Below are 11,720 nucleotides of genomic sequence, written 5' to 3'. Positions count from 1 at the left end.
GCCGCCGGGTTAAGGAGTTGCTATGTTCGACCTGATTCTTCGCCGCGCGCGGCTGACGGATGAGCGGCTAGCCGATATTGCCCTTCAGGACGGTAAAATCGCGGCCGTTGCCAGCAGCGTGCAGGGCGCAGCTAAAAGCGAACGCGATCTGGCGGGGCGCTACTACGTCAGCGCAGGCTGGATCGATTCTCATGTTCACTGCTATCCCAAATCGCCGATCTACCATGACGACGCGGACGCCATCGGCGTCGCGACCGGCGTCACGACGGTGGTTGATGCGGGCAGCACCGGCGCGGATCATATTGACGATTTTTATGCGCTGACCCGCGCCGCCAGCACCCAGGTCCACGCGCTGATTAATATCGCCCGCACCGGCATCGTCACGCAGAACGAGCTGGCGGATATGCGGCAGATCGACGGCGATGCGGTTCAGCAGGCGGTGAAACGTCTGCCCGATTTTATCGTCGGCCTGAAGGCGCGTATGAGCAGCAGCGTCGTGGGCGAGAACGGCATTCAGCCGCTGATCAAAGCCAAAGCGATCCAGAAGCAGGTCGGGGATCTGCCACTGATGGTGCACATCGGCAACAACCCGCCGGATCTGGCCGAGATCGCCGATCGTCTGACCGCAGGCGACATCATTACCCACTGCTATAACGGCAAGCCTAACCGCATACTCACGCCGCAGGGCGAACTCAAAGCCGCCGTGCAGAAGGCGATCGCCCGCGGCGTCAAAATAGATGTCGGCCACGGCAGCGCCAGCTTCAGCTTTGAGGTGGCGCGCGCCGCCATCGCACAGGGCATCCTGCCCGATACCATCAGCTCAGATATTTACTGCCGCAACCGACTTAATGGCCCGGTGCATAACCTGGCGCACGTCATGTCGAAGTTTTTCAGCGTCGGCATGACGCTGCCGCAGATTATCGACTGCGTCACCTGGAAGGCGGCCGACGGGCTACGCCTGGCGCGCAAAGGTCGTCTTGAGGTGGGTTTCGATGCCGATCTGACGGTGTTTAGCGTTACAGAAGAACCCCGCGCCTTCGTGGATTCCGAAGGGGAGCAGCTTACCGGGGAGAAACATATTACGCCGCTGGCCGCCGTGGTGGCGGGCGAGTGGTTCCTGACAGAAGAAGGGAAAGCCAATGTCTTCGATCTATGAAAAATATGGCCTGAAGCCGGTTATTAACGCGTCGGGGCGCATGACCATCCTCGGCGTCTCCACGCCGTCGGCGCAGGTGGTCGATACCGTGCAGACGGGTCTCAGCCACTATTTCGAAATGAAAGATCTGGTCAACAAAACCGGCGCCTATATCGCCCAACTGCTGAATGTGGAAAACGCGGTGGTGGTCTCCTGCGCCTCGGCGGGTATCGCGCAGTGCGTGGCCGCCGTCATTGTCAAAGAGAGCGACTGGCTGCTGGATAATCTGCATGCCGCCCCGCTGGAGGTGCCGCACGACATCGTGGTGCCGAAAGGCCATAACGTTAACTACGGCGCGCCGGTCGGCAGCATGGTGGCGCTGGGCGGCGGTCGGCTGGTGGAGGCGGGCTACAGCAACGAGTGCTCGCCTGAGCAGCTGGCTGCCGCCATCACCCCGCAGACCGCGGCGATTCTCTATGTGAAATCCCATCACTGCGTGCAGAAAAGTCATCTGAGCGTCGAGCAGGCGGCCGTGGTGGCGCGCAAGCACGGCGTGCCGCTAATCGTGGACGCCGCGGCGGAAGAGGATTTGCAGTGCTACTACCAGTATGGCGCCGATCTGGTGATCTACAGCGGCGCGAAAGCCATTGAAGGGCCGACCAGCGGGCTGGTGATCGGCAGACAGCAGTATGTCGAATGGGTCAAACGCCAGAGCAACGGCATTGGCCGCGCGATGAAGGTGGGTAAAGAGGGCATTCTCGGCCTGACGCAGGCGATTGAAGACTACCTGCGGCTGGAAAAAACCAGCGGCGCGCAGATGGTAGAGAAGATGACGCCTTTTATCGATAATCTTAACCAGCTAAGCGGCGTAACGGCGCGCGTGGTCTGGGACGCGGCGGGGCGCGACATCGCTCGCGCCGAGATCAAATTCGACGAGGCGGCCATCGGTCAGCGCACCAGCGACATCGTGCAGGCGCTGAAGAACGGGGAGACCGCCATCTATTTTCGCGGCTATAAAGCCAATGAAGGCATTATTGAGGCGGATGTCCGCAGCGTGAGCGCAGAGCAGCTGCACATCATTTTCACCTCAATCCAGGCGCTGCTGAACGGAGGAAAAAACGCATGACGCTAAGCCCTAATTTTTACAAGGATCGCCTGTGCCTCAACGTGCTGGCCGGATCGAAAGAGAACGCGCGCGCTGTCTGGGAGGCGGCGGAAGGGCATGTGCTGGTGGGCGTGCTGTCGAAAAACTACAGCAGCAACGAAGCGGCCATCGCCGATATGCGCGAATATGCCGCGCTGATTGACAACGCCCTCTCGGTGGGGCTAGGCGCGGGCGATCCTAATCAGTCCAGCATGGTGAGCGAGATCTCTGCGGTGCTACAGCCGCAGCACGTCAATCAGGTCTTTACCGGCGTCGGCGCCAGCCGCGCGCTGCTGGGGCAGTCGCAAACCGTGGTTAACGGTCTTGTTTCGCCAACGGGTACGCCCGGTATGGTAAAAATCTCTACCGGGCCGCTGAGCGCGCAGGGCGCCGACGCCGTGGTGCCCGTCGACAGCGCTATCGCGCTGCTGAAGGATATGGGCGGCAGTTCGGTGAAATACTTCCCGATGGGCGGACTGAAATCAGTGGAGGAGTACCGTGCGGTGGCGCAGGCGTGCGCGGCGCAGGACTTCTGGCTGGAGCCGACCGGCGGCATCGATCTCGATAACGTTGAGGCGATCCTGAGGATCGCGCTGGAGGCGGGCGTCAGCAAAATCATTCCGCACGTTTACAGTTCCATTATCGATCCCGTCAGCGGCGACACGCGGGTGGAAGACGTACGCCAGCTTCTGGCGATTTGTAAAAAGCTGCTGCCGTAGCCGCAGCCAGGCCGACGCGCCTTACAGGGCGTCGGCGCTTGCCTGGCCGCTACAAATCGAGGATCGCAGGTCAGGCGCTTCCGCTGAGTTAATATCATTGCTGTAACAGGTAGAGACCGCTTTGAGATTTCCTAATCAGCGCCTTGCGCAATTGTTCGATGCTCTGCAAAACGAAACGCTGCCCCAGGATGAACTGGCGCGGCGCTTCGCCGTTTCTACGCGCACCGTCCGTACTGACATTAACGCGCTTAACGCGCTGCTCGAAGAGTATGGCGCGCAGTTCATACTCAGCCGCGGAGCGGGTTATCAGCTGAAAATCCATGACGCGTTGCGCTTTCAGCGTCTGGAAAGGCAGAACCGTTCGCCGCTGCGCGTGCCGCGTACTTCTGCCGAACGCGTGCGCTATATGCTGACGCGTTTTCTCACTGCGGCCTGGTCGCTCAAGCTGGAGGATCTGGCAGAGGAGTGGTTCGTCAGCCGCGCCACGCTACAAAATGATATGACAGAGGTGCGTGAATGGCTGGCGCGCTATCACCTGAATATCGAGAGCAAGCCCCATCACGGCATGAAGCTGTTCGGCAGCGAAGTGGCGATCCGCACCTGTTTAACCGATTTGCTGTGGCAGATCGATCAGGAGCAGGCAGACAGCCCGCTGATTAGGGTGGAGGCGCTGCACAGCGGCATTCTGGAGACGTTGCGCCCGCTGATTCAACAGTGTCTGACGCGCCATAACATTCGCCTGAGCGATGAGGGCGAGCGCTATCTGCGCCTCTACTGCGCAGTGGCCGTGCGTCGCATCAGCGAGGGGTATCCGCTCAGCGATCCCGGCGCGGAAGAGGTCGGCCTTGACGTGCGCGAGGCCGCGCATCAGCTGAGCACGCTGCTGCGGCCGCTGGTAGGCAAACCGGTATCATCAGCGGAGGAGAGCTGGCTGCGGGTGAATATCGCTGCACGTCAGATTCAGGAGGTCGCGCCGAGCACTATCAACGCCGATGACGCCGACGCGCTGGTGGACTATCTGCTGAGCTATATCAATACGCACTACAACTACCATTTGCAGGGCGACGACCAGCTGCGCGCCGATCTGCTGACGCACATTAAAACCATGATTACTCGCGTGCGCTACCAGATCCATATTCCTAATCCGCTGCTGGAGAACATTAAACAGCACTATCCCATGGCCTATGACGTGACGCTGGCGGCCGTGTCGAGCTGGGGCAAATATACGCCCTATGTGATCAGCGAAAATGAAATCGGTTTTCTGGTGCTGCATATCGGCGTCGGGCTGGAGCGTCACTACAATGTGGGCTATCAGCGCCATCCGCAGGTGCTGCTGGTGTGCGACAGCGGTAACTCAACGCTGCGAATGATTGAGGCGATGCTGCTGCGCAAGTATCCGCAGCTACAGGTCACGGCGCGTTTGTCGCAGCGGGAATATGAAGAGCGCACGCGCATCGACGAAGATTTCGTGATTTCTACCACCCGGCTCAGCGAGAAAGATAAACCGGTAGTGGTGATGTCGCCGTTTCCCACCACCTTTCAGCTTGAGCAGATCGGCAAGCTGGTGCTGGTGGATCGCACCCGTCCCTACATGCTGGAGAAATTTTTCGACGCGCAGCACTTTATGATTGTCGACCGGCCCATGACGCAGTCGCAGCTGTTTCGCCTGCTGTGCGATCGGTTAGAGGCGGAGGGCTATGTTGATGAGACCTTCTACCCGTCGGTCGAGGAGCGCGAAGCGATTGTCAGCACCATGCTGGGCGAGGGTATTGCTCTGCCGCACTCGCTCGGTCTGCTGGCGAAAAAAACCGTGGTCTATACCGTGCTGGCGCCGCACGGCATTGCCTGGGGCGAAGACACCGCCTCGGTGATTTTCCTGCTGGCGATTAGCAAAAGCGAATACGAAGAGGCAATGGCCATTTATGACCTGTTTGTGACCTTTCTGCGCGAACGGGCAGTGGCGCGACTGCGCGACAGCAAAGACTTCGCCGGATTCAAGGCGGTGGCGATTGAGTGTCTGGGAAGGTTGTGAAAGATGGCTCCAGCCCGGCGACAGGACTGGAGCAGACAAGAGCGTTTAGCTTTTTTTCGCCAGCAGGCGCGGGATCTCGCGCAGGCACCAGGCTTTGGCTTCGCCCATGCTGTCGCGGCGCCAGGCCATAATAATATCGACTTCGCGGGTGTATTCCGGGCTGACGACGCGCAGCCGGCCCTCTGCAATATCCTGTTCCACCAGCGAGTAGGGCATGGTGGCGACGCCGAGGCCCGCCAGCAGCGCGCGGCGCTTGTCATCCATACTGCTCACCGTCAGGCGCTGCTGTTTATCCAGCAGCTGCACCGTCAGCACCGGGCGTTCGCGCGCCGTGTCGGCCACCGCGATGCCGCGATACTTCACGCGCGTGACCTCCGACTGGGGTTCCGGCTCGTTGTGAATAGGATGGTCAGCGCTGGCGACATAGACGCTCATCATGGTGTAGAGCTTGCGCGTATTGATTTCGGTCGAGGCGCGGAAGTGCATATCCGGCGCGATGACAATATCTGCGCGCCCCTGCTCCAGCCGCTCCCACGCCCCCGCCAGCACTTCCGTCACCAGCGAAATCTGGGTGTTGGCTTTCTCCGCCAGCTTTTCCACCAGCGGAAACAGCGCCTCTGTGGGCACCAGCGCTTCGGTAACGATGGTGAGGTGCGTCTCCCAGCCGCGCGCCAGCGCTTCGGCGTCGGTGGTGAGCTTGTCCGCCGCCTCCAGCAGAACGCGCCCGCGCTCCAGCAGCATGCGCCCGACGTTGGTAAATTTGGTTCGGTGTCCAGAGCGGTCAAACAGCACCACGTCCAGCTCCTCTTCCAGCTTCTGCATGGTGTAGCTGAGCGCCGAAGGCACGCGCCCCAGCTCATCCGCCGCCGCCGCAAAACTGCCGCGGCGATCGATCGCATCCATCACGCGCAGCGCTTCAAGGGTTAAGGCACGCTCTTTAGCCATCCGAAGTCTCTTTCAGGAAATTTGAATATGCACGGCAGATTAACTGGCTAACAATACGGCGTCCAGCCTTTTACCATAATGGGTATTAAGTCTGCGGCCGCTCTCTGCCGCAGTGAGCTGGAGGATTATCATGATAACAACGCGCAGTGCGTCGGCGTGCGGCCAGGCGGATTTCGGCTGGTTGCAGGCGCGCTACAGTTTCTCTTTTGGTCACTACTTCGATCCCAAACTTATGGGCTACGCCTCGCTACGCGTGTTGAATCAGGAAGTGCTGGCGCCCGGCGCGGCCTTCCAGCCGCGCACCTATCCGCAGGTCGATGTACTGAATATTGTGTTGCAGGGCGAGGCGGAGTACCGCGACAGCGAAGGCAACCATATCGTTGCGCGCGAGGGCGAAGCGCTGCTGCTGGCTACGCAGCAGGGCGTCAGCTACAGCGAAATTAACCTGCGTAAGGATCAGCCCTTAACGCGGATGCAGATCTGGCTGGCTGCCTGTCCCGACCGCGAGAATCCGCTGATGCAGAAAATCGCGCTGCCGGAGCGCGAAAATATTCAGCTAATCGCCTCGCCAGATGGCGCGGGAAACAGTCTACAGCTGCGTCAGCAGGTGTGGATCCATCAGCTGCGGTTAGAGCCGGGCGAAGAGCAGACGCTGGCGCTGCGCGGTCCGCGCGCCTACTTGCAGTCGATTCACGGCTCGCTGGAAGCGGCCACGCGCGGCGATCATCAGGAGAAGCTGGCCTGCGGCGACGGGGCGTTTTTACAGGAAGAGCAGCAGATCCGGCTAAGGGCGAAAACCGCAACGCGGGCGCTGGTGATTGATATACCGGTGTAAAAAAACGGGCGGCTCTCAGGCCGCCCGCTGATGCTGGCTTACTTCAGCATGGTAAAGGCGGTGGTTACGTGCTTCACGCCGCTAACCCGGCTGGCAATATCGGCCGCCGCTTTCGCTTCTTCCGCTGTCACCAGACCTAACAGAAATACCTCGCCGTTCTCCGTCGTTACCTTCACATTGGATGATTTCACCTGATCGCTGCCCAGCAGCTGCGAGCGAATCTTGGTGGTGATCCAGGTGTCCGACGAAGAGGTGCTCAGGCTGACTTTCTGGCCGATGCGAATTTCATTGTAAACCTCGGTGGCGCCGTCAACGCCCATCGCAATCTGTTTGGCGCGGCTGGCGATGTCCTGCGACGGCGCCTGGCCTGTCAGCAGCACTTTACCCTGATAGGCGGTGGCGATAATGCGCGCGTCGGTTTTGATCTGCTGGTCTTTTGCCAGCGCGTTGCTGACGCGTAGCTCCAGCGTGCCGTCGTCAACCTGGGTGCCCACGGTGCGCGGGTCCGTCGCGGTTTTGGTGGCGACGGCTGCGCCGCCCGCCACAACGGCGACACAGCCCTGCAACAGCATAGCGGTTAACAGGATAGCGACAGCGTTCAATGCTTTCATGTTTGCTCCTTCAGTCATTCCTGGTGGGGGAAAAGAGTGTTATCGATCAGGTCGCACAGACAGTTAAGCGTCAGCATATGCATTTCATGGATGCGGGCGCTACGGTGCGAAGGGATACGAATTTCCACGTCGTGCGGACCCAGCAGGCCCGCCAGCTCGCCGCCGTCGTAGCCGGTCAGCGCAACAATGGTCATATCGCGGGTTACGGCGGCTTCTACCGCTTTTACTATGTCTCGCGTGTTGCCGCGAGTGGAGATCGCCAGCAGGACATCGCCGGTCTGTCCCAGCGCGCGCACCTGCTTGGCGTAGACTTCATCGTGCTGACGATCGTTGCCGATTGCCGTCAACATCACGTTATCCGCGCTAAGCACCAGCGCAGGCAGGCTGGGACGCTCGGTCTCAAAGCGATTGATCATGCTGGCGGCGAAGTGCTGCGCGTTCGCGGCGGAGGCGCCGTTGCCGCAGCTCAGGATTTTGTTGCCGTTAAGCAGACACTGCACCAGCGTCATCGCGGCGCGGGAAATGGCATCCGGCAGCGCTTCTGCGGCTGCAATCTGGGTTTGAATACTTTCAGTAAAACACGCTTTAATTCTGTCCTGCACACGACCACCTGGTTCTAAACGTCTGCATTAAAGGCATTCGGCAGCCACTCCAGCGCCGTACCGGTAATGGCGATGATGTCGAAACGGCAATTCACCGTCTCGAAACTGCCGCCGCGCTGCGCCAGCCAGAGAGCGGCGGCATGCAGCAGCTTTTGCTGTTTGAGGCGGGTGATGCTGGCCAGCGCGCCGCCGAAACGCGCATCGCGTCGGTAACGCACCTCCACAAACACCCAGCATGCGCCGTCGCGCATAATAAGATCCAGTTCACCGCCGCGAAAACTCACGTTGCTGGCGACCCAGCGTAGCCCGGCGCGCTCTAAATAGCGCCGGGCGCGCTGCTCCTGTTCGGCGCCGAGACGCCGAGGGGTCAGGAGGCGGGAACGATCTCGCCCTGACGATACTGACGCCATGACAACGTCCTGTTGATCACGCAGTCCTGATTCGCGCTCAGTCTGCCGGTGTTGCCGTCAAGGCTGAAGCCCGGCGTCTGACGCATCTGATTGAAGCTGTTGGCCAGCGTCCAGGCATCAATGCCCATCGCATAAAGGCGAACCAGCGAATAGTCGTTGTTAAACGACTGCGCCGCCTGCTGCATCAGCGCCGGATTGCGCCCAGAGAGCAGCGGAATATCGCTGAACTGCAACCCTTCCATCTCTAAGCGGAAATCCGGACCGGCGCCGGCCTGATAGCTGCGCGAGCTGGCGTAGAGCGAAGCCGCGCTGCGGCTGCCGGTGCGCATGGCGATCATCGGCTTAATCAGCTGCAACTCATCCTGCGTCGAGACGATATAGACCGAATCGACGCCGCCGCCGCTGCTCTCTGTCGCCGCTGGACTCTGCTGCTGCGGCGAGGGAATAGTCAGCCCGGCGATGGTGACGCCCTGAGGCTCGGCAGGCTGCGTATTCACCGGCGTGCCGCTCAGCGTAATGCCCGCGCCGCTGTTGATGCCTTGCTTCAGCTCGGCGGTCGAGCCAAAGCGCTGCTGCAACGGCGCCGTGCCGCCCAGTTTTTGCCACTCTTGCGCAAAGGCGTTAACGACGCGATCGCCAAAGCTGTTGCGCGGCACCAGCAGCAGCGGCTGGCGTTTGCCCTGGTCCCACATATGGTGCGCGGCATCACGCGCTTCGTCTTCAGGAGAAAGCGCAAAGTAGCAAATATTCGGATGGTTCTGGATCTGTTCCGGCTCATTGAGCGCCAGAACGTTGAGCGGCGTCTGACTATTCGCCACCTCTTCGACATTGTTTTTCAGCAGCGGGCCGACCACCAGCGTGGCGCCGTCCTGCTGTGCCTGCTGCATCAGCTGCTGCATCGACTGGCTGCTGGTGTCATACACCTTTACCTGCGCGCTGCTGGCGGGCGCGCTCGCCGCGGGCTGCGGCTGCGCCGCCGAAGGCTGCTGCGTCTCTGCTGGCGTGTTGGCGGCGGCGGCCGGGCTGACCACGGCATTGGCTTCGCCGGTCGAGGCGGGCTGAACGCTGTCTGAACTGGCGGGCTGGGCGGCAGGCTGCGGCGCGGCGTTGAGCGCGCCGTTTTTCGCATCGTTAAAGCCTTTTTCAATGGCCTTAGCGAAGACCTGCGCCTGGCCGTTTAGCGGCAGCAGCAGCGCGATAGTGCTGGTAGAGGCTTTGGTAAAGTTTTGCGCCTGGCTCAGCGGCGTCGGCAGCGTTTTGGCCGCCGGGTTTTGCGGATAGCGCGTCTGCCAGTCTTTCAGAGCGGACTTAAGCATTTCGCCGTCCTGCGCGTTGGCGCGCCAGACAGAGAGCAGATCCAGCCAGCCCTGAAGGGTATTTTCATCGGCGTTGATCACCAGGCTGGCGGCGTCCTGCGGTGACAGCTGCGTTAACGCCTGCCAGGTGGCGTCGATATTTTTCTGGTGTTCGGCGCCGCTCAGCAGCGGCTCCTGCGCGATAAAGGCGCGCAGCAGGGGCAGCGAGGTTTTGCCCTGCGCGGCGGCAATTTGCAGGCCGTAGTAGCGCGCCTGCTGCTCTTTGGACAGATCATCGACCTTCACCTGATTCAGCTGCTGCGTCGCGCCGGGGACGTTCTGCTGGCTGAACAGAAACTGCGCTTTAAGCAGCAGCAGCTCCTGCTGTTGCGTGTCGCTGAGTTGGCTCGGCAGCAGGTTGAGCTGCTGCCCAGCCTGCGGATACTTTCCTTCTTTCATCAGGGCACGGATGGCAAGTAATTGCCAGTCTGTCCTGCTATCATCGCTGCTTTGCTGCACTTGTTGCAGGTAGTAATCAGACCCACCGGTAATGGGTCCCTGAATATTTACGTTTGAGGTTTGCGGCCCCTGACCGCTACAGGCGGCTAAAATCAGCCCAGCAAGAAGGACAGGCACAAAGCGTCCTGCTTTATGACGAACGACTTTTGAAGGAAGCATACTGTATCCAGTGATGTTTTTTTCAAGATGCTCAATATTAAATCGGCAATTCGGATGAAACAATGAAACAACTCGATCGGGCAGAGATTTCTGCCAGCACGCTCTACATCGTTCCAACCCCGATTGGTAATTTGGGTGATATCACCCAGCGGGCGCTGACGGTGCTTTCGGGCGTCGATCTGGTCGCAGCGGAAGATACACGTCATACCGGACTGTTGCTACAACATTTCGCCATCACTGCGCGGCTCTTCGCACTTCACGACCACAATGAACAGCAGAAGGCCGAACTGCTGCTGGCGAAGTTGCAGGAAGGGCAGAGCATCGCGCTGGTTTCAGATGCCGGAACGCCGCTGATCAATGATCCGGGCTACCATCTGGTGCGCCGCTGTCGTGAAGCCGGCATTCGCGTCGTGCCGCTGCCAGGCCCGTGCGCTGCCGTTACAGCATTAAGCGCCGCCGGATTACCGTCCGATCGTTTCTGTTACGAAGGGTTTCTGCCGGCGAAAACCAAGGCGCGCTGCGATGCGCTGCGCGCGCTGGCCCAGGAGCCGCGCACCCTTATTTTTTATGAATCGACCCACCGTCTGCTCGACAGCCTGGCGGACATGGCGAGCGAGCTGGGAGGCGATCGCTATGTGGTGCTGGCGCGCGAGCTGAGCAAAACCTGGGAGTCTATTCAGGGGGCGCCGGTCAGCGAGCTGCTCGCCTGGATCAAAGAGGATGAGAACCGCCGCAAGGGCGAGATGGTTCTGATTGTCGAAGGTCATAAGGCAGATGAAGAGGCGCTGCCTGCCGAGGCGCTGCGCACGCTGGCGCTGCTGCAAAAAGAGCTGCCGTTAAAAAAGGCGGCGGCGCTGACGGCAGAAATTCACGGCGTGAAGAAAAATGCGCTCTATCGCTTTGCGCTCGATCAGCAAGAGGCGTGACAAATGGCGGCGAATGCCCTAATATCTCGCGCCGAAGCTGACCAGACAGTCGCCGCTTTGTCGTCGTCCCTCTTGTAGGGAGACGGGCAGAGGGGAGGAAAGTCCGGGCTCCATAGGGCAGGGTGCCAGGTAACGCCTGGGGGGCGCAAGCCTACGACCAGTGCAACAGAGAGCAAACCGCCGATGGCCCATTTATGGGATCAGGTAAGGGTGAAAGGGTGCGGTAAGAGCGCACCGCGCGTCTGGTAACAGTTCGCGGCACGGTAAACTCCACCCGGAGCAAGGCCAAATAGGGGTTCGCATGGTACGGCCCGTACTGAACCCGGGTAGGCTGCTTGAGCCAGTGAGCGATTGCTGGCCTAGATGAATGACTGTCCACGACAGAACC

General features: G+C 60.4%; 11 protein-coding genes and 1 other RNA gene. 7 read left to right on the top strand and 5 right to left on the bottom strand.

Features of this window, described 5'->3' with window-relative positions; translation table 11 throughout:
• The first annotated feature begins 22 nt into the window (after positions 1–22).
• The 4 genes from BBB56_RS18765 (at position 23) to BBB56_RS18750 (ending at position 5,030) form a co-directional block, all read left to right on the top strand.
• Positions 23–1,156: an amidohydrolase/deacetylase family metallohydrolase gene (locus BBB56_RS18765; RefSeq protein ID WP_123802459.1), complete on the top strand. Its 1,134-nt coding sequence runs from the start codon at positions 23–25 to the stop codon at positions 1,154–1,156.
• A complete protein-coding gene (locus tag BBB56_RS18760) occupies positions 1,140–2,261 on the top strand; it encodes a DgaE family pyridoxal phosphate-dependent ammonia lyase (RefSeq protein ID WP_123802458.1) in 1,122 nt (373 codons plus the stop codon). Before BBB56_RS18765 ends, BBB56_RS18760 begins: the two co-directional genes overlap by 17 nt.
• Positions 2,258–2,998: a 2-dehydro-3-deoxy-phosphogluconate aldolase gene (dagF, locus tag BBB56_RS18755; protein WP_123802457.1), complete on the top strand. Its 741-nt coding sequence runs from the start codon at positions 2,258–2,260 to the stop codon at positions 2,996–2,998. Before BBB56_RS18760 ends, dagF begins: the two co-directional genes overlap by 4 nt.
• A 121-nt stretch (positions 2,999–3,119) precedes the next feature.
• Positions 3,120–5,030 (top strand): BglG family transcription antiterminator, encoded by a 1,911-nt coding sequence (locus tag BBB56_RS18750; RefSeq protein WP_123802456.1) that lies wholly within the window; start codon positions 3,120–3,122, stop codon positions 5,028–5,030.
• Between the two features lie 45 nt (positions 5,031–5,075).
• Here BBB56_RS18750 and BBB56_RS18745 read toward each other — a convergent pair whose 3' ends face one another.
• Complete coding sequence (locus BBB56_RS18745) at positions 5,076–5,975, bottom strand: LysR family transcriptional regulator (RefSeq protein WP_123802455.1); 900 nt, start codon at positions 5,973–5,975, stop codon at positions 5,076–5,078.
• A 130-nt stretch (positions 5,976–6,105) separates the two neighbouring features.
• Between BBB56_RS18745 and BBB56_RS18740 the strand changes: the two genes are divergently transcribed.
• Positions 6,106–6,810, top strand: coding sequence for a pirin family protein (locus BBB56_RS18740; protein WP_123802454.1), 705 nt, complete (start codon positions 6,106–6,108; stop codon positions 6,808–6,810).
• Between the two features lie 38 nt (positions 6,811–6,848).
• Here the strand turns inward: BBB56_RS18740 and dolP are convergent, their stop codons facing one another.
• Genes dolP through BBB56_RS18720 form a run of 4 tightly spaced genes read right to left on the bottom strand, consistent with a single transcriptional unit; the run spans position 6,849 to position 10,406 of the window.
• Positions 6,849–7,421, bottom strand: a complete 573-nt coding sequence (gene dolP, locus BBB56_RS18735) for a division/outer membrane stress-associated lipid-binding lipoprotein (protein ID WP_123802453.1) — start codon at positions 7,419–7,421, stop codon at positions 6,849–6,851.
• 14 nt (positions 7,422–7,435) lie between these two features.
• Positions 7,436–8,023 (bottom strand): DnaA initiator-associating protein DiaA, encoded by a 588-nt coding sequence (gene diaA, locus BBB56_RS18730; RefSeq protein WP_123802452.1) that lies wholly within the window; start codon positions 8,021–8,023, stop codon positions 7,436–7,438.
• Between the two features lie 14 nt (positions 8,024–8,037).
• On the bottom strand, positions 8,038–8,433 hold the full coding sequence (locus BBB56_RS18725; RefSeq protein ID WP_123802451.1) for a YraN family protein: 396 nt from the start codon (positions 8,431–8,433) through the stop codon (positions 8,038–8,040).
• Positions 8,391–10,406 (bottom strand): penicillin-binding protein activator, encoded by a 2,016-nt coding sequence (locus tag BBB56_RS18720; RefSeq protein WP_123802450.1) that lies wholly within the window; start codon positions 10,404–10,406, stop codon positions 8,391–8,393. The genes BBB56_RS18725 and BBB56_RS18720 overlap by 43 nt, the downstream gene beginning before the upstream one ends.
• A 62-nt stretch (positions 10,407–10,468) precedes the next feature.
• Between BBB56_RS18720 and rsmI the strand changes: the two genes are divergently transcribed.
• Positions 10,469–11,332: a 16S rRNA (cytidine(1402)-2'-O)-methyltransferase gene (gene rsmI, locus BBB56_RS18715; protein WP_123802449.1), complete on the top strand. Its 864-nt coding sequence runs from the start codon at positions 10,469–10,471 to the stop codon at positions 11,330–11,332.
• A 33-nt stretch (positions 11,333–11,365) separates the two neighbouring features.
• An RNA gene (gene rnpB / locus BBB56_RS18710) (RNase P RNA component class A) lies at positions 11,366–11,720 on the top strand; the annotation flags it as partial.

Source organism: Candidatus Pantoea deserta (assembly GCF_003813865.1).
Taxonomy (GTDB): domain Bacteria; phylum Pseudomonadota; class Gammaproteobacteria; order Enterobacterales; family Enterobacteriaceae; genus Pantoea; species Pantoea deserta.
Note: the sequence above shows the minus strand (reverse complement) of the source record. Positions and strands in the feature narration are given on the sequence as shown.

Bases quoted from the DNA above. Each gene is read 5' to 3' on its own strand.
- dolP (WP_123802453.1), bottom strand. From the start codon at position 7,421: ATGAAAGCATTGAACGCTGTCGCTATCCTGTTAACCGCTATGCTGTTG.
- BBB56_RS18745 (WP_123802455.1), bottom strand. From the start codon at position 5,975: ATGGCTAAAGAGCGTGCCTTAACCCTTGAAGCGCTGCGCGTGATGGAT.
- BBB56_RS18760 (WP_123802458.1), top strand. From the start codon at position 1,140: ATGTCTTCGATCTATGAAAAATATGGCCTGAAGCCGGTTATTAACGCG.
- BBB56_RS18725 (WP_123802451.1), bottom strand. From the start codon at position 8,433: ATGGCGTCAGTATCGTCAGGGCGAGATCGTTCCCGCCTCCTGACCCCT.
- dagF (WP_123802457.1), top strand. From the start codon at position 2,258: ATGACGCTAAGCCCTAATTTTTACAAGGATCGCCTGTGCCTCAACGTG.
- BBB56_RS18740 (WP_123802454.1), top strand. From the start codon at position 6,106: ATGATAACAACGCGCAGTGCGTCGGCGTGCGGCCAGGCGGATTTCGGC.
- BBB56_RS18765 (WP_123802459.1), top strand. From the start codon at position 23: ATGTTCGACCTGATTCTTCGCCGCGCGCGGCTGACGGATGAGCGGCTA.
- BBB56_RS18720 (WP_123802450.1), bottom strand. From the start codon at position 10,406: ATGCTTCCTTCAAAAGTCGTTCGTCATAAAGCAGGACGCTTTGTGCCT.
- rsmI (WP_123802449.1), top strand. From the start codon at position 10,469: ATGAAACAACTCGATCGGGCAGAGATTTCTGCCAGCACGCTCTACATC.